Source organism: Legionella dresdenensis, from assembly GCF_042649825.1.
GTDB lineage: Bacteria > Pseudomonadota > Gammaproteobacteria > Legionellales > Legionellaceae > Legionella_C > Legionella_C dresdenensis.
On record NZ_JBHSAB010000029.1, the window covers coordinates 1 to 19,300 of the forward strand.

Sequence of the window (19,300 nt, forward strand, 5' to 3'; positions counted from 1 at the left end):
CTTAAATAAATTTAATCTGTAAATACATTAGACAATGCTACATGTCAAAATTAAATGGAAATAGTACTAGTTAGTTTGGCAAAAAACTTATAAATTCCTTCTGTTTGACGATGTTCACTTACTAAAAAATAATTAGTGGATATGCCATCTGATTTTTTATTTTTCCATTCATTAATAATTTCTTGTGGAGATTTTTTACCATACTGGTCCATTAGCATACTATTCAAATCGCAAAGTGCTCTAATTTTTTTATCTTTAAGATTATCCCGATCAAAATTGCTCTCTTTAAGCCTACTCATGTGCTCAGTTATATCATGAAGTTTTTGAGTATAATTCATAGGTACTTGAGTGTCAGATATAAAGTTTATTTGATTGTCACTTACCCGTTTAAACAAGTCCTCGGTAGATAATACACTGTTTATCTTAGAACATGTTTTGTGGATTTCTGAGGTTGTAAGATTTAGCTTATAAAATTGATAAGCTTGACACAAGACACTAACATAGTACTCTTCTATTCTAGAAATATAAGTATTTTTGTTGCTTAAACTAAGCTTGGGTAAATCCAATTCTTTAATTATTTGATGAGCTAATTGCTGAATTTGTTCGGGAGCTGTAATGTTATCTGGAAAACGAACCTCCCTAAAAGCTAATACTAAATCTGCAATATTTTTATCTGACAATGCTTGAAGATAGGTGCTCTTAAGTTTGTCGGCTAGATTTTTAATTGATTCATTTAAACTCATAATATTTTCTATAATAAAGTCAAGATAACATTATTGTACTATATTAATGCATAAAGAGTTAAACGTGGTCAGATAGATTAATTTTCACTAAAATATTTATTTGTTTATTATTTAGGGGTCCTGTGGAAGAACCCCTATTAGGAATCATTGTTTATACCTTATGATTTAAGCACCATTGTCAGACTGCAGTATACCCTAACCTGACGTCAGGCAAAGGCTTCAAAACACTGTCAGAAAAATATGCTTTTATCATTTGTTGACAATTTATCACAAACGTCATAGAGTTCAACCTGACATTTTTCATAAAGGAAGCACCGTGAGTGGAAAACGCGTAGGCTATATTCGGGTTAGTAGCTTTGATCAAAATCCGGAACGTCAGCTAGATGGTATTAAACTTGATAAAACCTTTATTGATAAAGCCTCTGGAAAAGATGTTAATCGACCCCAGCTTGAAGCCCTACTTGCCTATGTTCGTGATGGCGATACCGTTGTTGTCCATAGTATGGACCGGCTTGCCCGCAATCTCATTGATTTACGCAATTTAGTCAATGATTTAACAGCTAAAGATGTCAGCGTTGAATTTATCAAAGAGAATTTAACTTTTAGTAGTGATAATTCACCAATGGCTATTTTACTTCTCTCGGTTATGGGTGCTTTTGCCGAATTTGAACGTGCCCTGCTGAAAGAGCGGCAACGCGAAGGGATTGAGCTCGCGAAAAAACGTGGCGCTTATCCCGGACGGAAAAAGATTCTGTCTGATGAACAGGTTCAAGTATTAAAAGATAAGATTGCTAGTGGTGCCAAAAAAGCACATGTGGCCAGTGAGTTGGGTATTAGCCGGGAAACATTATATCAATACTTAAGAGCCGGTACTATTTAAATGAAATGGGAAGAGTTAAAAGCTGCTGGTGTTATTGAAATCGACAATCAATCATTTTCGTTAATCCATTTACAGGACAAGGTGTATCGATACACTATCGATGCTATTGGTAGCCATTCTCAATTATTTTTTGAAGTCCTTGTGCAATACAGTAGCCATTGCATCACGGAGGGGCAAAAGCGACATGAACCGCCTATAGAAAAACCTGATTTATATGATGATCGTCATGTACCGCGTGTATTTTCTCCTGAACGTTATAAACTTTCACTGCTTTTGCCCGATGTATTTACTACTTTTTTAATGAGAACCTGTTATTTTACGGGTTATGATAATTGGTTAACCATTGAAATTATTGATGAGCAAGGAGTGAACCGTGATTATGAAATTTATTTTAGAGTTCACCAGGAAACAAGCCGATTCCTTAGGCTTTATGTAGAAAGCGCCTATGTTCGTTCTGAGGAAAATATGAGCCGAAAACCTAAGCATTTTACTCGTCGTGAGAAAGTTAAGGCAAAAACTTTATTAACGAAAAAATTAAGGAAGGAGTCGTTGTTTGCACCGAGGCGGAAGTAAATATAGAAAAAGCCCAATAGGGCTTTTTCTCTCGGGTACGCTTAAATATTTCAGCACGGCTGAAACCGGCTAAGCCGGCGGTCAATGGACATCACTTTAAAAGCAACCCCGCACATATCCATCTATATATAGTTTAATAGGTTTGTATTAATTTGTAAAATATTTCTCCAAAAAAAATTTAACAATAATTCAGCCTAATATTTATAATTAATAAAAACCGCCCTTTTGTCTCCTAAATCGATTAATAGAAACGGTTGCCTACTAACTATTGTTTAGCGATTTAAAAGACGCTCTAAAGGGGGTTAAAATGAATGTCTATCAATTTATAAATTAATAGACATCCAACTTGGCTATAATTAACATAAGGAGTTGAGAATAGGACAGATGAAATGGATTTATTTGAGAATGCTATTGCCGCTATCCAAGTTGGAATAGAGGACTTTGAGTCTACGGATGAGAGAAGAGCCTTATCGTCAGTAAGAAATATTTTTTCAGGACTTGTGTTGTTGTATAAATCAAAATTATGGGAACTATCTCCACAAAATGATGAATATCTTCTAATTAAAACCGATCTGTTATATCAAATTCAAGATGATCGTGTTTTTGTTTCATCAAAGAAGCCGAAAGACAGGCCAGGAAAAACGGTAACTATTCATCAAATACAAGAGAGATTTGATTCTTTATGTATAGATGTAAACTGGGAGTTGTTTGATAAACTAAAAAAAGAACGAGATAATATCGAGCATTTCTATAGTTCTCGCGATAATTTGTTGTTACGCAATACTGTTAACGATGCTTTTTCCCTAATATCCAGTTTTATTGAAAGTCACCTTGAACTAGATGTTAAAGAAACTTTGGGGCAAGAATATTGGCAAGCTCTCATAACAAATAAAAATGTATATAATGCCGAAAAAGAAAAGTGCGATAGATCAATAGAGAGCATTGAATGTAGCTTTGATTGGGTAAAGCCTTATTTAAATAAGATTACTTGTGAATTCTGTGGTTCTGATCTGGTTTCTATTTCAGAAGGTAGTCTATATGAGTTCAACTGCGTTGAGTTGAAATGCAGAAATTGCGATAAGTCTATCACAGACATACCTGGGTATGTTGTGAATATGATTGCTAGAGAGCGTTTTGATTTTGAAGCTTCAAAATTAGGTTTGAGCGATATTGCTATTTGTCCTTCTTGCAGTGAAGAATGTTTTGTAAAAGGCGAAAATGTATGCATAGCCTGCGATTATGAACCTGATAACTTAGTCTGTCGATATTGTGAAGCGGAAACAGATATTGAAGATTTAGATGATAGCTCGATTTGTGGCTACTGCAACCACCAACTCTCCAAAGACTAGGCGTTACAAAATTCAAGGAGTAAAGATATCCATTAAGTATATAAATTGCTCAACACTGATAAATTAACTCGATTTCTTAACGAATTTCTTGTTGATCTTTCGTTGCTCAAGGAAGCAGGGTAAGGAGTAATAAAAACCCTCGTTTATTTAACCGTGCCTCGAATCCCGGAATATTATGAAATTAAACTATACTTAAATTTAAATGTCTAAATGAAAAGGAATTGATATGACTAAATACCAAACCGTATATGAAGACGAGTTAGACACTTTCATAAAGATATGCCATGAAGAAGGATATGATCCAAACGAATTCAATTTTAATGAACATAATGTTCAAAATCCTAGTAGCATTGGTTCGGTTTATGGAAAGGTAACAATATCGAGAAATGGAAAATCTAAAACCTACAATACAGGAAATGGAAGTAGTTGGAACGCTGACTTTGAAAATGATCTAAAAAACAAATCATTTGATTGATGATTCAAATCAGATCATAAGGAAACTATTGTGGGTAATAGTAAGTTCAAAATTTTTCTAAAAGAAAGCTCTAACCAGAATCATGACTTATCTTGGTGGTTACAAGAAGAAAATCAAGAGAATAAAGCTGATGTTTTTGTTCCTTCGAAAGAGTATTTAGCCTTTACGCTTAAAGAACTTCAACTTATTGATGGTTTAGAGATAAGCACCTACTTTGATGAAGAAAATAAAAATGACAGAGATGTAACCAAAAGACAAGGTGTTATTCTTGCAATAATGAATATTAAAAAGGATTATAATAATCGCCAAATTATAATGTTTGGAAGTGGTGGTGAAATAAATGAATATAATCTTTATATCAATAAAATTGAAAACCCAAATGAAAATCCGATATGTACTGTAAAAGATAATTATACGGGAAATGGCTTAAATATTCGCCTTACTTTAATGCCTGCACAATTTGATTATATTGCTGGTCTAATAAAAATTAATCGGTTGGAAAGGTTAGAACTAGAACTATTAGAGCCACCAGGATTTTATTCATCACCTAATTCAGATTTCATTAAGGTGTTACCTAATTCAAAAGAGCTTGAAGTAGTTACACCAGAGAATTGCAAAATAAAACCTCCACGTTTAGGAAAATCATATTTTACTATATACGCCTATCGTCATGACAACCTAACTAAAGTTACCGAGGAAAACGCTTCCTTAGAAAAGGAATATGAGAAATTCCCTGAATACAAGGAAATTCTCGAAAAAATATTGAATCGGCTTGATAGTCTTGAAAAATATGTAGGTCTTCCGCTATGGCTATTCGTGGGTGCATTTTTTGGGGCATTCATTATGCCATGGATAATAAAAGTTGGTTCTGTTATAAAAGAAATCATTTTCAATTTTTTTTCTTAATTACCTCATCATTTAAGCCCAGCTACAATGTCCTATCATGAGTTATGGCTTGGTCAAAAAGGGAATTTGCTTTTTAACGAAATCTTATACATCTCAAACTATTTATTTTTATCTACGCATCAAAACTAAAAAATCATAATAATTTAAGTAATATGCAAACTGTTTAGGTTAGATAAGAGACGTTATCTAGCTCAAAGTAGAAGCCCTTCCTAATTACGGGTAAATGTGTATAGTAAAGAAATAAATTAGAATGAAAAATAATAATATTTTTTTACCAAAGTCGGTTGGCCGTTCCATTACTTCCCTAGCCCCTCTTATTTTAAAAAATAAGAGGAACTTTTCAGCCTGCGCTGCATCAAGGCTTGCATCTACGTCGGCTGTCTTAAGCTGGAATAAAACTAAACTCCAAATTTTCTAGTTTCTGGCTCATCTTGTGTAATTCCTGTGAGAGGAGTATTACCTTTTTGTTTTCCCTGTGAAGGAGTAAGAATAGGAGGAAAATGTGTATTATCGAGCATCATCTCATTCAATGAGTCTTGCGGGTTCCCAAGCATTTGCATTGACGCTAGAGGCCTAACTTGCGCTACATTTTCAGCTGATGGGTTAAACTCTAAACCTGAACACCATTGAATGATATTTTGTATAAATTGAGGAAGGGAATGTAAAAATTTCCAGATTAAGCTTGTTTTTCTATATGTATTTACAGCTGCAAAAAGATGAGCTTGTGCGCTAGTGCGTTGTTCATTGTTTCCAGCTGTAGTTTTTTTTAACATTGCCTTTATTTCATTTAATGACGCTTTTTGCACAATGTCTTTGGCAAGCTGAGTCGGGTTATCACACCCTTCTACTAATACTTTGATACCTGTATGTAAGCATATTTCTTTATAGGACTTTATTAATACTACTCTCCGTAGCTTGTCATATATTCCTTCACTAACCCCGTTTGGTAGCATAAGCCCTATTCCAGGACTGTTAAAAAAGCCTCTTGGAGAAAGGAGGTTTCGATAAGATGGAATCCCTATATCAGATATATCTAAAAATAAGCTACTATTATTGCGGATCACTCTTTCAATAACTGGTATAATGATATTTTTATTTTTAGTAAGGCACGCGAGCAAAATAGTGCTGGCTTCAAAATGAGTATGTACCGTGATAGGCATTCTAGCATCTTGAATCGGCGGAGTACTGTCTCGGCCAAGCTTCGCAGCTTTTTTAACTGACTCTACATTTTGTGTGTATATAGCTTGTAAATAAGCTTCCCTTTGAGGTGTGCTCATAATAATCTCCAACATTGAGTATTCTATAGGATCGTTTAAAAATGTACTTACTTGTTAGGCTGTTATTTTGTACTGCGCATATATGTTTAAATATTGTACCATGTGATCTGTATTTTGCATATAGCAGGTATTGATTAGCTATAGATATTTCTCTTTGAAATATCTCTGCCCATTACCACCGGCCTTTTCTTTAGTATTAAAATATTTAATCCTATGTTTTGACAAGAATAGGATGATGACCAACTCACTACATTCTTAAATATCTATCTTTTAATGGCTTTATAATAATTTGATTTGAATATGAGTTTTTAATAAATAAGACTTTTAAAAAGATGTTTATTATTAAGGATGTATTAAAATTAATCTAAATCAGTTTTCTAGTATCAAAAACGGTCGTTTTCTAATAATTTCAATTATTGAATTATTTCTGGCCAATAGCATTGTCGGATTTAAGGCTATTAAATAATCCCTTAAATCGATTGCCCCTTTTAATTTCGCTTTATGCCATCAATTCCTCTATAGAGTCTAGAGATTATTATGAACCCAAAGTCTTTCCAGTATTATTAATGTTTAATTCTTCAAGGAAAGGTTTTATGTTTTTATAAACCTCTTTTAATTTTCCTTGTCCAAGTGCTTTAGCATGTTTTTCTTCAAGCTCTAATATTGACATATCACCATTTAGTGCTTTCTTTATATCATTAACCGCCGCCTCTTTCTGGTTTAGCGAGCATCCACCAAAAAACCTATCTAAACGGCCGATATATTGTTCTGGAGTAATGGATTTACGAGCAATTAAATAATTATCGACCCAACTATTATACTCTTCTCGCTTAGAAGTAATTGCTTTATTAACTTCCTTGGAAATTAATGGCTTAAGCGGATGCGTAAATATATCATCTACATTTGTTCCTTCTTTAGCACTGGTTTCAAGATAAGAAAAACCCTTGCTCTCAGCAAAAGCTTGTGCTCTTTTTGCTGCAACCACTCTTCGGTTTTCAATATCGATTTTAGCCCCCACCACTATTATTTGGCACCCTTCAGAAATTAAGTATGCTTCTTCGGCATATATCTCTTCTATCATTTCAAAACTTTTAGCATTGTTAACATCAAATACTAAGAAGATTGCATCTGCTTTTCTCATTATCGCATTTTTGGCGCTTCCCCATTTGGAATTTACATAACCAAAATCATAAATATTTAAATTTGCAATGCTTCCCTGGCAGGGTATTTTATGTTTGACTGGGTCGAAATTAAATTGAGTATGCTTATTTTGATTAGAAAAAGATTTTTTTGTAAATCGCTCAATTATCGAACTTATTCCCGTGCCTGCTTGGCCTAAAATAGCATAATTAAATGTGTAAGAACTTGAATTTGATGGTAGCTCAGGCTCTTTAATATTAGTTTCATTCTCCCTTTTCCAATTATTGAGTTTTTCTTCAAATTGCTTGACTGGGCTAAATTTTTCGCCTGGTAAAAGCGCTGATTCATCAATAATCACCGAGCTATTATTAACAACAACGTTTACTGGATTATTAATAAGTTGTCCCGTACGAAAACATTTAAACTCTTCAGGAATTGTCTTTTTGGTCATCGCTATTGTCAAAAAGTAATTATGGTGTAATTATAACACAATTAGATTGATGTGTAATCTTGTATTGCTTTAAAATTAACAAGCTCAACATATTTATGCAAAATGCTCATTAAATATGATTTAATCCGAATTAGTTTTATTGCCGATAAGTGGGTTAACCAGGCTTAATCGTAGGATTTTGCGTCAGGGCGCGAGTTCCGGAGCGCAAGCCCATCGAAGACAGATACCGCACAAAAAATGGATGATGTATAGTAATTACGCCATCTCAGGCAGTAACCGCTGCAGAAAACGTGCGCCCAAAATCATAACGAATGCGAATGCTAAGGTAATCAGTCCTATCCCGAGAAATACTTTGGTGTACAACATCAATGATTCCATTCCAGGCTGCGTATTACTGGGCAACGCCGTAAGCGAGGCAACCCAGGCGCCTATAAAACCGGCAATAGCGGTAGTCAGTAACCACATGCCCATTACAAAGCCAGCAATATGCCTGGGCACCAATTCTGCAACCATCGCCAAACCTAAAGCCGAAACCAAAAGCTCGCCTGCGCTCTGAAACAAATAACTGGCAACCAGCCACCAGGGTGAAACCAGCCAGTTTTCATTATGATAAAAACGAGCGAAATACAACAGGGTAAAACTGATGCCGCAACACAACATGCCGGCAGCAAATTTGTAGGCAATAGGAAAACGTATACCATTTTGGTCAAGCTTTTTATAAAACCAGGCCAGTACCGGACTTAAGGTGATTATCCAGATAGGATTAAATGCCTGGTAGCTCTGAGGATCAAGCGAAATACCTAATATTTCGGGATGGACATTATTAACCGCAAATAAATTGAGTGACGTGGGCATTTGCTGATAAAGGGTAAAAAAAGCCACACCTTCTACCATCAATACCAGTGCAACAATCATTTTAGCAACGTCTGCCCTGTTTTCAAAACGCATGTAATTAATATACATCAACAAAATGGACACACTAATCAACCACAGCAAGAGCCGGGCTATGGTGATATGGGACAGCAAATAAGCAGCTGCCACGGTAGCGGCAGCGATTCCCAGAAATACAATGATCCAACCGGCTGCTGAAATGGATTTATGATCGCTGGCAGTAGGAATAGCGCGTGCATATTCGCGCTGGAACCAGTAATTGGCAATTCCAAGAACCAAGCCAACGAAACTCAGAAAAAAAGCATAGAAATAGCCATAATTTGCCGCGAGCGCAGGCCCCGCTAATAGCGCGCATGTGGAACCAAGATTAATAGCCATGTAATAAAGAGTAAAACCACTATGCAAGCGCGGATCATTTTCCTGATAGCATTTGGCAAGCAAGCTTGAGGGATTGGCTTTAAATAAGCCATTGCCGACACAGATTAATCCGAGGGCATAATACACTTCACTTTTACCGGCAAGAGCCAAGGACAAATAGCCTGCAGCCAGGGTAAACAACCCCAATACCAGCGTCCGCCGTGTTCCCAGCACTTTATCGCCCAGATAACCGCCCACGGCAATCAAACCATATACCAGAGCAAAAAACGCACCGGAGGCATAATAAGCCTCGGCTTCACTCATCCCGATGAAACGAACAAAGTAAAGCACCAGAATGCCTTGCACGGTGTAATATCCAAACCGCTCCCAGATTTCCAGCATAAAAATCATCTGAAAAGCACGTGGCTGATCTTTAAACAAGGCCAACATACGATATTCCATTTTCAGTAGGGATTTTATCAGGTTATCCAAGTTGCGGCTGGAATTCAATATGTTGTTTATTAATGGAAAAATGCGGAGGTTGGGTCGTTTGATCCAACATGGTCCTATTCATCATCTTTTGTTGGGTTAAACGACCCAACCTACGGGCATGGCCATTAAATGAAGGAATCCGTCTCTCAGGTCGGCGCTTTACCTTATTTGATGGATGGATCCCCGCCTTCGCGGGGATGACAAATTTTCTCGGAGTACTGCCGGGCGTTTTCAATACTCTTGTCATCCGCGGTGCCTGGTGAAGAGAACAAAGGCCGCGAACTTATGCCTTGTGGTTCTTGCCTGTATTTCATATCAGTTCCTTGCTTGTTTTGTAAGCTATTCATAATAAGAGGTACTGATTCACCGCCGTCAAAGCCGGGTTCCTCCGGTATCTCGTCATCTACATTTTCAGATTGTATTCCCTCTTTTCTTTTAAATTTCTCGATAAAATAAGGCACAGAGAAGGCCAGCACGCCATATATAATGCCGGCTGCGGCACTGCCGGCCAGCATGCCAAGCCCAACCGGAGGCATGAAAAATATTAACACCAACGAAGTCAGCGCCAGCGTAGACAGCAATATTCCAGCACTGCGATTAATTAATTGCCCAAGGCCTCGCTTATCGATTTTTTGCTCATAAATATATTTTTGATCATGCAAAGTTTGCAGGGTAGCAAGCTGTTGCTGATAATTTTTGTGCAACTGCTCTATTTTTTCTATAAGCGCAGGATCTTTTGTCGTTGCGAACTCATTCTCCAGATCTAAAGCCTTTTGCCTTAATTCATCAAGACGCGCCTCCTCCTCTTGAAGCTGCTGTTCTACTTTCTTGAGACCATGCCGATTTTGCCGGCGGAGATAAAAAAAGCGCCCGAGCGTATACAGGTTAACAGCTAAAGCAAGAGCGGCTCCAGTGACGGCAAGCGGTAACGATACCGCTGGCACCGCAATAGAAACAGCTCCCAAGGCCAGCAACACGCCGGCATAGAGCCATTGTGCGTTTTTTGATAAAGAAACCGGCGATTTTTTTCCAAGCACAAAAGAGGCGATATAAATTGCCGGAATACGGAGGAAATCCAAAGCAGCGAGAGCAATAGAGCCAAACTGAAAACCACGTACCGCTTCTTTCATGGGGGCCGTGGGAACCCCTTGCAACTCATACAATTTGCCTATTGCTGTCCCGGTACCATCCATTCCATGCAGCAATGAACTGACAAAAGGAATTTGTTTAAGAGCACTAAGTATTGCGGTATCTTTGGTTTTTTTATTCGGCTTAAAAGTTACAGGGCGCTGAATATCTTTAAGCATTTGCAGAAGACTCTGCTCATGTGCAGATGCAGCCTCAGGTATTACAGAGTGGTTCTGCTTTGGTTCATGCGCCATTTCGTCTCGCCTTTTGTACTCTTTGCTTCTTTATATAGCAAGTATAGCTTACAAAGCAGGTTGGGTAGTTTGCTCCAACATTTCTTTTTTCTACCAGCTTTTGTTGGGTCAAACGACCCAACCTACTCTGAATTTTCTTGCCATGGCTTCCCTGATCCGGCTATAGTCAAATAATCTTTTCTAACTTGCTGAATTAATGACGAAAAAAGCGCTTTATCTCGCTGGCGGTGGTGCTCGTGGTGCTTATCAGGCTGGAGTGCTGAAAGCTATCAGTAATCTGCTTGGAACAAAAAATATACCGTTTGCAATGATCAGCGGTGTCAGCGTCGGCTGCATTAATGCCGCGATTCTTGCTGAAAATGCCCATGACTTTGCGTCAGGAACGGATAAATTGGAAGCCTTGTGGAGCGAAATTCATTGCCAGCAGGTTTTCAACTCCAGCAATACAGCCTTAAGCGCATCGGTGTTGCGAAATGTAGGCTCGATATTGATGAAGCAACGGCAATCCGGGCATTTGCTGGATACATCGCCGTTGAAAAAACTGATCGGCCAGGCTATTGATTTTCAGGCTATTAGCAAGAACATCAAAGAAGGCTATCTGGAAACAGTGGAAGTGCTCAGCAATTGCTATGAAACCCAGCAGACGATCTCGTTTTATCAGCATCATGAGCCGCATTTTGAAGACTGGAGTTATCCTCGTCACATCAGCAAGCGGGTCGATCTGGAGGAAGATCACATACTGGCCTCAAGCGCCCTGCCATTATTCTTTCCGACGGTGGCTATCGATGGCCTGCATTATGGTGATGGCAGTATGGGACTGGTATCGCCTTTGCGAGGCGCTATCCGGTTTCAGGTGGAGAAAGTACTGATTCTGGGAACCCGGCATTTACCTGTTTTTGCTGATCCGGCAACGTTACGCAACGGCGAAATCGGATTTGCCCATATTTTGGGTAATATGCTTAATGGATTATTCCTGGATAACCTGGACCGCGACATTGAAATGGTTAACCGGATGAATGAAATTTCTCATTTAATTTCACTGTGGAAAAAACGCCGCTCGCCATGGCGGCCTGTGGAAACGTTATATTTACGCCCCAGTATGGATATGGGCGCGATTGCTCAGGCACAATATAAAAGCATGCCAGCCCTGCTGCGCTTTTTACTCAATGCCCTTGGCGCCAAAAGCCGTTCTGGCGATCTGGTGAGCTTCCTGTTATTTGAAAAAGAATTTACCCGCGAACTTTTTCAACTCGGCATCAGCGACACCATTGCCAATCGTGAGGCCATCCTTCAGTTTTTTGATGATTGATTCAGAAAAGCAAGCACAGGCCGGGTATCTGGTTTGAAGCCATGCCAGATATAAAATGCTTCCGCCGCCTGTTCTACCAACATCCCCAAGCCATCATAAACCTGACAGCCATGACGTTTGCCTAAAGTAACAAAAGGCGTTGGCTGGCCAATACGGTATGCCAGATCATAACAAAACGGTTGTTGCTCAAACACCGTTTCCGGCAACGCCAAATCTTGTTCATCAAGGCTTGCGGAAGTCGCATTAATAATTAACTGATAGCGTGCCAGGCTGTTAAATTCAACGCTTTCAGCGCTGGCAAATTCTACGGCAAGTTGTTCAGCCTTATGGTAAGTACGGTTGGTGATTGTCAATTTCGCCAGTTGCATGTCCAATAATGCCGGAATAATCCCCCTTGCCGCTCCGCCCGCACCAATAATTAACACGTGTTTATTTTTAAGATCAATATATTGCGTCAGATCACGTATCAGGCCGACTCCATCGGTATTATCGCCATGAAGCAGGCCATCTTTCAGCCATAACGTATTGACAGCCTTTGCTTTCAGGCAGCGTTCCGTTTTTATGTCAGCCGTGGCATATGCACGTTGTTTAAAAGGCAAAGTTATATTTAATCCCTTGCCTTGGCGGTTAAAAAAATCCGATACTATAGTTTCGAAAGCCGAATCATCGCTAAGAATCTTGTCATAAGTTAACTGGATCGCCGCCTGTTCAGCAAAACGTTGATGAATAAAGGGAGATAAACTATGGGCAACCGGATTACCCACCACAGCAAATTGATTAGTCATTTTCTACTGGTTTCCGTTATCGCGTTAATGATGATGCTGAACGGTGCTTGTTTTGCCCAGACCTTGCCGATTAACGTTTATTTAAAACTGTCGCCGCATAATCGCATAAGCGAACAGATTACACAATTTGGCCGGAAACTTGAACAAACATATGGCGATGCAATTACGCCTTATATCAACCGTTATCCAGTCCATATTACTCTTTATCTTACCAGATACGATGCCAGAAACCTTACAAAAATCATTGCAAGGGTAAAAAATCTGGCCGGACAACAACCACGTTTTACTATTACCACAACAGGTATTGAATTAAACTCACATCTTTACGCCAGTCTGGCTGTCAAAAAAAACCCGGTTTTACAGCACTTGAGCAATCGAATTGTCATGTCGCTTTCGCAATTACGTGATCATAAGACTCAACTGCCATCGTGGACACGAGGCAATCCTGAAAAAACGGCTTCATTTTCCCGTTATGGCAGTCCTAATACCTTTGATTGTTTTGAACCTCATATTTCCCTGTTTGATGGTAATCGAGCAGATAAAGCGATGTTTCAGAAACTTACTGCGTTTATCGCGCAGTATAATATGCAAAATGAGAGTGTTCAGGTTACGGGTATTGGTGTAGGGATTGTAAACAGGGAGGGGCAGATTGTTAAAGAGTTGTTGAGTGTTGAACTGGGAAAGAATTAGAAGAGTGTTGGGCTTTACAGCCCAACCTACGCTAAAATCATATAAACCCCTGTAGGTCAATACCCAGTTCGCGCGCCCAAATAGTCGCCAGGGCCTTGGAATTCCGAATCAAATGACGCTTCTCGTGCAGGCTCTGCTTTTACTCTTTGATTAATCTGATAAATATTTAATTTTCTCAGAGCCTGAAGGGTATTTTCATCTACACTGCGGGCGCGATAAGGAGTTGCATCTGGGGCGCAAAACTGGAGATCATATTTTCCATCCTTTTTAACAGCATTTACCATCATATTTTCGTAATCCTGATGATGCAGCTTTCTAAATTTCTGACACGTCATTTTTTTCTGGGAATCAAGCTCTGATTCTAATTCCAGCTTGTTAATATCCGCCATTGTTTCTTCAGCTTTTTTATGAGCCATGGCATATACACCATAGGTAACCGGTAATGTAATTAAAACGGTAGCCAGGGATAAAACATAACGTAAAGGGGTAAACAATACTTTACTGAATGGAATTAGCGATTCCAGGGTAAACGGAATAAACAAAGTGATATAGTCATAAATACCCATACGCCAGAGTTTAGGTTGTGCCTGCTTTTCCATTTGCAAGTCATCACCAGCTTCTGAAGATTCCCAACCACCTTTAATAACACTGAAAGCATCCTTTATTTTCGTCCAAAAACCGGTACGCAAAGTCCGTGCATGCGGATAATCTGTCGGTTCAGGAATATTTTTAAAGGAATTGAAAATTAAACGCGGAAATTTGGAAGACGCCACTTTGCACTCCACTGCAAATAAGTTTGCTGTATTATAAAGCAACCCGACAGGGATGAAAAGAACATTAAAATCTAGTATTCTGCAAGATTAATATGGCTGCCGCCATCAACAAACATAATATCACCGGTAATATAATCTGCCTCGGCCAGATATAAAACAGCTTTTGCAACATCTCCCGGTGTTCCCCAGCGTTTTAACAGGGTACGGTTAGCCGATTTTAGCTGTTGTTCTGCAGAATATCGCTCAGGCGGAAGCACCGGACCGGGCGCGATGGCATTCACCCGGATTGTCGGACCAAGCTCAACGGCCAGGTATTGGGTCATGGAGGCCAGCGCGGCTTTTGATATGCCATGAAACATCATGTTTTTTTGCGGATAAAAAGCAAATAAATCAATGATGTTAACAATTGCGCCACCGCCATGCTCTAACATCCTTTTTGCTGCCTCATTAGCACAATACAGGCTGCCGTATACGGCGACACCCAACACATCGTGAAATAATTGAAAATCTTCACAAGGAAATGGATTGCTTGGATAAAGAGAAGCGCTGTTAACCAGTAAATCGAGTTTGCCAAATCTGGCATCAATTTCGCGGAACATGGCTTGAACGGCTTGTTGGGATTGAATATCCGCCTTGATAACCAGACAACGGCGGCCTGTTTGTTCGACCATTTGTTTTACTTCATCAGCTTGCTCGTCAGACGCATGGTGGTTAATCACAACATCATAGCCGTTTTGCGCCAGTTTCTCGACAATACTTCGGCCAACCCGCTTTGCGCCGCCAGTTATTAATGCGATTTTATTATCTGCTTGCATTGTACTTTCCTTGCTACAGGGAATATTCCATTTTATTTTCGTTGCCGATCTGATACTGCTTCAGGAAAAAAGAGCAATTCAAACAGGCAACGGGTTTCACGTTTACTGGCATCAAGCCCTAATTGTTGTTCAAACTGTTTAATATGCTGCAGCGCCTGTTTTTTTCGGGCTTTGCAACTTTCTATTTCCATTACATAAACTTCACGATCCTCACAGGCTGCCTGATATAAAACGACCTCAGCCTCAGCAAAATTAAATACTTTCAGGTGTTTGGTCAGTCTGTATTCTTCATAATCGCCAAAGACAGCCAGAAATTTTTCCACAGCCGGCAACTGATCGCCTTTCTCCTGTGCGAGCGGGATATCAATTTCCATCCGCGTTTCGGCATCCTTACCTAACTCAAACGCTTTAAGGGTTAAGGATTGTTTGTCGTCATCCACTTTATGGCGAACGACAAAATTTCTGAGGCCATCGATTATAAAATAGCGTTCAGCCACATCAACTTCATAGTCTTGCAGCGGATGCAGCTGCATAATAGCAGCCTCCTGACTTTTAAGGCTTTGTTCGTCGCTGAAACAAAATTTATGTTCAACTTCAACAAATTTAACCATTTTAATCTCGGCTCTCGTTTTGATTAAACGCTGGGAATGTGCAACTTACTCCAGGTAGCCCGGGTGCAGGTCCCTAGGACCGTAACCCGGGTTTCACTTATGCTTATAAATAAGTATTGATAGAACACAGCCATTTTGCAAGGCAAACAATAAGATTGAATATTATTCAATAAGCTTTACTTTAAACCACAACAGAATGATTGGGTTGTGGTTCAACTGGCGGCGCAGTATCCGCCTGCGAGGCAGCTATATATTCAGATGTTCCCGACTGGCTGCGCTGACCAAGCTCCCCGAGAGCCCATACGAATAAGTTAGTGCCTGTATACACCTGATTCACCAGATTCTGACTCAGACAAAACCAGAGTTTAAGAGTTTCACCACTGTTTTCGCATTTTTCATCTTTAACCGCCGTAATAATTTCAAAGGTCAGTAATGAAAGCAGTAGTCCGAACTGAAAACTATGAAACAATTTTTCACTATAACTGGTATCGGTACGAAATAACACATGAATCAAAGCCAGCAATTGCGCCGATCGGATCGTGATATTAGTGCCAGTCTGATTTTCAATATTTGTTAACAGGTTATTAATCAGCGTCAGCCCGGCCTGTAATTTTTGGACATTTAGATTACTTTGTGTCGAGGTATAAGGGATAGTCTTGCAAAATTCCCGCGCTCGTTGAAAAAAACCGGGCATAATTCCTCCTGAATTGTTATTCCATGTACCGAGCTTGTAAAATACCACATTTTTTTAAACAACACAGGGAATGTTAATCTATTCAGAGTAAAATAACACTTAGCCAGTTTGTGAATAAGAAATCCCGTATTAATACGGTAAAAAAAATACAAAAATATTCTTATAATGCACAAAATGATAAATTTTTTTATGAGGATATTATGTATAATATCAATGATTTTACTATTTTAGACTGTAAAACTGCGATTGATCTTTCCGAAATTAATCATTTAGCAGCTAGCGTAGGATGGGGAAAAGAGTTTTATAGAACGGAAGAACAATGGCAAACAACTCTCGCATCATCTTCCCATATAGCCTATATCAAAAAAATGGGCCAGTTAATCTGTTTTGGCCGGCTTGTCGAAGATGGGCAAATGTGTATGTTTTATGATATCTGCGTGCATCCTGACTATCAAAAACGATATCTCGGCACCAACCTGATGAACCATCTAATCGATAAAATCAAACATAAAAACTATGTTTCAATCGGCTTATTTGTATGGCAGGGCAATTCAACAGCCGCGGAATTTTATCGTAAATTTGGTTTTGAAATATCGCCCGCCATGGAACTTAAAAAATACATGAAACAGGTATAATCTGGAGGTTATTATGAACAACTTATTTCACAACCATCCTTCTTTTATTGAAGCCGATAATATCAAACAATTATGTGAGCCGCTCCATTTACTGGATATTACTACATTTTCTCATCTTCGCGTTTCCAACACTAACCAATTGACCGTACAATGTAATAACCCGGTATTTCTGGCGAATTATTTAACAAAAAATACTACACGGCCGATCCATGCGTTAATCTGAAGCCGGAATCAACAGATTTGGGCGACTATCTGATCTGGGATGCGATCGATTGCTCAGGCAAAACCGCTCAAATGTTGGCTGACTCGGCTGCTTTTGATTTCAAGCACGTCTTTACCCTGATAAAAAAGCAGAATGAACACACTAATTTTTATCATTTTGGCACTCACCTGACTGATCCGGCTATTCATCAAACCTATATTAATAACCTTGATCTGCTGGATCGGTTCATTACATTTTTTAATGCAAAAGTCGGGCAATCAAAAGCCTTGTCACGCGCCTATGATACTATTCTTAATGCGGATCAGACCACTTCAAAGGTTGAATTAAATAATCGCTCAGCAGCCTTATTTAATAACCAGCCCAATCGAGAGATCATTTTGCAAACTTTGCTCTCCCCTGCTCACCAGCTTTTGACCGCTAGTGAAATTCAATGCGCTGAATTGATCTTGCAGGGTAAAACTGCCAAGGAAATTGCCAAAGAGATGTGTTTATCTTATCGGACTATTGAGGACCGAATTGATTCGTTAAAAAACAAATTTAATGCGAAAAATAAAGCGGAATTAATTGTTAAGTTACTGGGAACTGAATTGTAGTTTGGGTCAAACGACCCAACCTACCTGCTCACACGGTGTAACAGGAGATATAGCATGCCCAGCAATACGCTTATTACTAACATAGTCAAAGCCAGCGGCAATTGTGTGGTGTTGGCAAAATTGGCAATACATTGGCTGACAATTCCGACAATAATCATCTGACAACTGGTTAATACTGAAGAAGAGAGGCCAAAATACTGTTTTACACTATCCATAGCCAGACCAATTGCATTGGGAAAGACAAACCCCTGACCAAAGACAATTAAAAAAACCGGTATAATCACTGCCAGGCCAGTAAAAACCTTCATTACCGCCAGATAAACCATCGCCAGTGCTGATAAAAATGTAAGCAGCAAGCCGCCCGAGATAATACGGTTAACGGAAAAGTGATTTAATAAGTAGCTATTACCGGCAACACCCAGCAGATAACTGCCCGAGACAATAAACATTAACCAGCCAAAACGAATTTCACTGAAACCCAACTGTTTCTGAAATAAGAACGGCGCTGCGGTGCAAAAAGCGATTGTTAAGGAGAAGCTTAGACCGGTTGCGATTACATAAAAAATAAAACGGCCGTTATGGAATAAATAATTGAAACGGGTAAAAGCCTCATAAACAGATAAACGTTCGCAGCGGCGGTTGGTTTCGGGCAGATACCTGGCAACAAAATAAAACACCGGCACCGCCCAGACCAGAATAAAATAGAAATTGCCGCGCCAGCCTAAATAATTTTCGATATAACCGCCAATTGCCGGAGCAAGTATGGGAATAACAGACCAGACCAGCGACATATAGGACGATAGCAGCAGCAACGATTTACCAGTAGTAATATCACGCGCCATTGCAGAAGTAGTAATCTGCAAACCGCCGCTGGCGAAACCTTGTATGGCCCGGAATACTAATAACCAAAGCATGGAATTGGTTATAGCGCAGGCAACTCCGGCAATGACGTAGCCCACAAGGCAAGCCATTAGAATTTTCCGCCTGCCGAAACGGTCAGATAAAATTCCCAGGAAAATCGGCGACGCGCCAAAGCCCAACAGATAAACCGTCAGGCTTGATTGAATTATTCGGGGGGTAACATCAAAATGATCTGCCATTTCGGGGAAAGAAGGCAAATAAATATCAACAGGAAGCTGTTGCAGTACAATGAGCAGAAAAATGCTGATTATTATTACAAATCGCCCCATCCCTGGCTCCTTAATGGCGCTCAATAACAGCCGGCAGCAAATGTAGCCTGGGTGCAGATCCGCAGG

At 39.3% G+C, this 19,300-nt stretch carries 22 protein-coding genes; 11 read left to right on the forward strand and 11 right to left on the reverse strand.

Going from position 1 to position 19,300, the window contains the following annotated elements:
• Window positions 1-50 precede the first annotated feature (50 nt).
• Window positions 51-743: a hypothetical protein gene (locus ACFORL_RS11615; RefSeq protein WP_382344203.1), complete on the reverse strand. Its 693-nt coding sequence runs from the start codon at window positions 741-743 to the stop codon at window positions 51-53.
• A gap of 316 nt (window positions 744-1,059) precedes the next feature.
• Between ACFORL_RS11615 and ACFORL_RS11620 the strand changes: the two genes are divergently transcribed.
• From ACFORL_RS11620 to ACFORL_RS11640, 5 genes are all read left to right on the forward strand, one after another.
• Window positions 1,060-1,623 carry a recombinase family protein gene (locus tag ACFORL_RS11620; RefSeq protein ID WP_382344205.1) on the forward strand — a complete coding sequence of 188 codons (564 nt, stop codon included), beginning with the start codon at window positions 1,060-1,062 and terminating at the stop codon, window positions 1,621-1,623.
• On the forward strand, window positions 1,624-2,196 hold the full coding sequence (locus ACFORL_RS11625) for a hypothetical protein (RefSeq protein ID WP_382344207.1): 573 nt from the start codon (window positions 1,624-1,626) through the stop codon (window positions 2,194-2,196). It abuts the gene before it with no gap.
• Between the two features lie 389 nt (window positions 2,197-2,585).
• On the forward strand, window positions 2,586-3,545 hold the full coding sequence (locus ACFORL_RS11630) for a hypothetical protein (protein ID WP_382344208.1): 960 nt from the start codon (window positions 2,586-2,588) through the stop codon (window positions 3,543-3,545).
• 226 nt (window positions 3,546-3,771) lie between these two features.
• Window positions 3,772-4,020, forward strand: coding sequence for a hypothetical protein (locus ACFORL_RS11635; RefSeq protein ID WP_382344210.1), 249 nt, complete (start codon window positions 3,772-3,774; stop codon window positions 4,018-4,020).
• A 30-nt stretch (window positions 4,021-4,050) separates the two neighbouring features.
• Window positions 4,051-4,926, forward strand: a complete 876-nt coding sequence (locus tag ACFORL_RS11640; RefSeq protein WP_382344212.1) for a hypothetical protein — start codon at window positions 4,051-4,053, stop codon at window positions 4,924-4,926.
• Window positions 4,927-5,324: 398 nt separating this feature from the next.
• On the opposite strand, the gene ACFORL_RS11645 is transcribed toward ACFORL_RS11640, so the two are convergent.
• From ACFORL_RS11645 to ACFORL_RS11660, 4 genes are all read right to left on the reverse strand, one after another.
• Entirely contained in the window at window positions 5,325-6,203 is an 879-nt protein-coding gene (locus tag ACFORL_RS11645; protein WP_382344214.1) for a hypothetical protein, read from the reverse strand.
• A 535-nt stretch (window positions 6,204-6,738) separates the two neighbouring features.
• A complete protein-coding gene (locus tag ACFORL_RS11650) occupies window positions 6,739-7,794 on the reverse strand; it encodes a hypothetical protein (RefSeq protein WP_382344216.1) in 1,056 nt (351 codons plus the stop codon).
• A 255-nt stretch (window positions 7,795-8,049) separates the two neighbouring features.
• Window positions 8,050-9,492 (reverse strand): oligopeptide:H+ symporter, encoded by a 1,443-nt coding sequence (locus ACFORL_RS11655; protein ID WP_382344218.1) that lies wholly within the window; start codon window positions 9,490-9,492, stop codon window positions 8,050-8,052.
• Window positions 9,493-9,698: 206 nt separating this feature from the next.
• A complete protein-coding gene (locus ACFORL_RS11660) occupies window positions 9,699-10,916 on the reverse strand; it encodes a hypothetical protein (RefSeq protein WP_382344221.1) in 1,218 nt (405 codons plus the stop codon).
• A gap of 13 nt (window positions 10,917-10,929) precedes the next feature.
• Between ACFORL_RS11660 and ACFORL_RS11665 the strand changes: the two genes are divergently transcribed.
• Both ACFORL_RS11665 and ACFORL_RS11670 read left to right on the forward strand, forming a co-directional pair.
• On the forward strand, window positions 10,930-11,082 hold the full coding sequence (locus tag ACFORL_RS11665) for a hypothetical protein (RefSeq protein WP_382344223.1): 153 nt from the start codon (window positions 10,930-10,932) through the stop codon (window positions 11,080-11,082).
• A gap of 30 nt (window positions 11,083-11,112) precedes the next feature.
• Window positions 11,113-12,225, forward strand: a complete 1,113-nt coding sequence (locus tag ACFORL_RS11670) for a patatin-like phospholipase family protein (RefSeq protein WP_382344225.1) — start codon at window positions 11,113-11,115, stop codon at window positions 12,223-12,225.
• Here ACFORL_RS11670 and aroE read toward each other — a convergent pair.
• On the reverse strand, window positions 12,207-13,010 hold the full coding sequence (gene aroE / locus ACFORL_RS11675) for a shikimate dehydrogenase (RefSeq protein ID WP_382344227.1): 804 nt from the start codon (window positions 13,008-13,010) through the stop codon (window positions 12,207-12,209). The two genes, ACFORL_RS11670 and aroE, sit on opposite strands and share 19 nt — an antisense overlap.
• On the opposite strand from aroE, the gene ACFORL_RS11680 reads away from it, so the two are divergent.
• Window positions 12,969-13,700: a 2'-5' RNA ligase family protein gene (locus ACFORL_RS11680; protein ID WP_382344229.1), complete on the forward strand. Its 732-nt coding sequence runs from the start codon at window positions 12,969-12,971 to the stop codon at window positions 13,698-13,700. The genes aroE and ACFORL_RS11680 overlap by 42 nt on opposite strands.
• 56 nt (window positions 13,701-13,756) lie before the next feature.
• On the opposite strand, the gene ACFORL_RS11685 is transcribed toward ACFORL_RS11680, so the two are convergent.
• The 4 genes from ACFORL_RS11685 to ACFORL_RS11700 all read right to left on the reverse strand — a co-directional run bounded on the left by ACFORL_RS11685 (window position 13,757) and on the right by ACFORL_RS11700 (window position 16,593).
• Window positions 13,757-14,473 (reverse strand): hypothetical protein, encoded by a 717-nt coding sequence (locus ACFORL_RS11685; protein ID WP_382344231.1) that lies wholly within the window; start codon window positions 14,471-14,473, stop codon window positions 13,757-13,759.
• Between the two features lie 71 nt (window positions 14,474-14,544).
• Window positions 14,545-15,288, reverse strand: a complete 744-nt coding sequence (locus ACFORL_RS11690; RefSeq protein ID WP_382344232.1) for an SDR family NAD(P)-dependent oxidoreductase — start codon at window positions 15,286-15,288, stop codon at window positions 14,545-14,547.
• 32 nt (window positions 15,289-15,320) lie between these two features.
• The gene (locus ACFORL_RS11695) at window positions 15,321-15,899 is read right to left on the reverse strand and encodes a hypothetical protein (RefSeq protein WP_382344235.1); all 579 of its coding nucleotides are present in this window, start codon (window positions 15,897-15,899) and stop codon (window positions 15,321-15,323) included.
• Window positions 15,900-16,080: 181 nt separating this feature from the next.
• Window positions 16,081-16,593 (reverse strand): hypothetical protein, encoded by a 513-nt coding sequence (locus ACFORL_RS11700; protein ID WP_382344237.1) that lies wholly within the window; start codon window positions 16,591-16,593, stop codon window positions 16,081-16,083.
• Window positions 16,594-16,793: 200 nt separating this feature from the next.
• Here ACFORL_RS11700 and ACFORL_RS11705 point away from each other — a divergent pair, with 200 nt between their 5' ends.
• Genes ACFORL_RS11705 through ACFORL_RS11715 form a run of 3 tightly spaced genes read left to right on the forward strand, consistent with a single transcriptional unit; the run spans window position 16,794 to window position 18,044 of the window.
• Window positions 16,794-17,228 (forward strand): GNAT family N-acetyltransferase, encoded by a 435-nt coding sequence (locus ACFORL_RS11705; RefSeq protein WP_382344239.1) that lies wholly within the window; start codon window positions 16,794-16,796, stop codon window positions 17,226-17,228.
• Window positions 17,229-17,241: 13 nt separating this feature from the next.
• On the forward strand, window positions 17,242-17,451 hold the full coding sequence (locus tag ACFORL_RS11710) for a hypothetical protein (protein ID WP_382344241.1): 210 nt from the start codon (window positions 17,242-17,244) through the stop codon (window positions 17,449-17,451).
• Between the two features lie 17 nt (window positions 17,452-17,468).
• The gene (locus tag ACFORL_RS11715) at window positions 17,469-18,044 is read left to right on the forward strand and encodes a helix-turn-helix transcriptional regulator (RefSeq protein WP_382344243.1); all 576 of its coding nucleotides are present in this window, start codon (window positions 17,469-17,471) and stop codon (window positions 18,042-18,044) included.
• Window positions 18,045-18,064: 20 nt separating this feature from the next.
• Here ACFORL_RS11715 and ACFORL_RS11720 read toward each other — a convergent pair whose 3' ends face one another.
• Window positions 18,065-19,234: a multidrug effflux MFS transporter gene (locus ACFORL_RS11720; RefSeq protein WP_382344245.1), complete on the reverse strand. Its 1,170-nt coding sequence runs from the start codon at window positions 19,232-19,234 to the stop codon at window positions 18,065-18,067.
• Window positions 19,235-19,300: the final 66 nt, after the last annotated feature.

Bases quoted from the DNA above. Each gene is read 5' to 3' on its own strand.
- ACFORL_RS11615 (WP_382344203.1), bottom strand. From the start codon at position 743: ATGAGTTTAAATGAATCAATTAAAAATCTAGCCGACAAACTTAAGAGC.
- ACFORL_RS11625 (WP_382344207.1), top strand. From the start codon at position 1,624: ATGAAATGGGAAGAGTTAAAAGCTGCTGGTGTTATTGAAATCGACAAT.
- ACFORL_RS11630 (WP_382344208.1), top strand. From the start codon at position 2,586: ATGGATTTATTTGAGAATGCTATTGCCGCTATCCAAGTTGGAATAGAG.
- ACFORL_RS11635 (WP_382344210.1), top strand. From the start codon at position 3,772: ATGACTAAATACCAAACCGTATATGAAGACGAGTTAGACACTTTCATA.
- ACFORL_RS11645 (WP_382344214.1), bottom strand. From the start codon at position 6,203: ATGAGCACACCTCAAAGGGAAGCTTATTTACAAGCTATATACACACAA.
- ACFORL_RS11650 (WP_382344216.1), bottom strand. From the start codon at position 7,794: ATGACCAAAAAGACAATTCCTGAAGAGTTTAAATGTTTTCGTACGGGA.
- ACFORL_RS11655 (WP_382344218.1), bottom strand. From the start codon at position 9,492: ATGTTGGCCTTGTTTAAAGATCAGCCACGTGCTTTTCAGATGATTTTT.
- ACFORL_RS11660 (WP_382344221.1), bottom strand. From the start codon at position 10,916: ATGGCGCATGAACCAAAGCAGAACCACTCTGTAATACCTGAGGCTGCA.
- ACFORL_RS11670 (WP_382344225.1), top strand. From the start codon at position 11,113: ATGACGAAAAAAGCGCTTTATCTCGCTGGCGGTGGTGCTCGTGGTGCT.
- ACFORL_RS11680 (WP_382344229.1), top strand. From the start codon at position 12,969: ATGGGCAACCGGATTACCCACCACAGCAAATTGATTAGTCATTTTCTA.
- aroE (WP_382344227.1), bottom strand. From the start codon at position 13,010: ATGACTAATCAATTTGCTGTGGTGGGTAATCCGGTTGCCCATAGTTTA.
- ACFORL_RS11690 (WP_382344232.1), bottom strand. From the start codon at position 15,288: ATGCAAGCAGATAATAAAATCGCATTAATAACTGGCGGCGCAAAGCGG.
- ACFORL_RS11695 (WP_382344235.1), bottom strand. From the start codon at position 15,899: ATGGTTAAATTTGTTGAAGTTGAACATAAATTTTGTTTCAGCGACGAA.
- ACFORL_RS11700 (WP_382344237.1), bottom strand. From the start codon at position 16,593: ATGCCCGGTTTTTTTCAACGAGCGCGGGAATTTTGCAAGACTATCCCT.
- ACFORL_RS11705 (WP_382344239.1), top strand. From the start codon at position 16,794: ATGTATAATATCAATGATTTTACTATTTTAGACTGTAAAACTGCGATT.
- ACFORL_RS11710 (WP_382344241.1), top strand. From the start codon at position 17,242: ATGAACAACTTATTTCACAACCATCCTTCTTTTATTGAAGCCGATAAT.
- ACFORL_RS11720 (WP_382344245.1), bottom strand. From the start codon at position 19,234: ATGGGGCGATTTGTAATAATAATCAGCATTTTTCTGCTCATTGTACTG.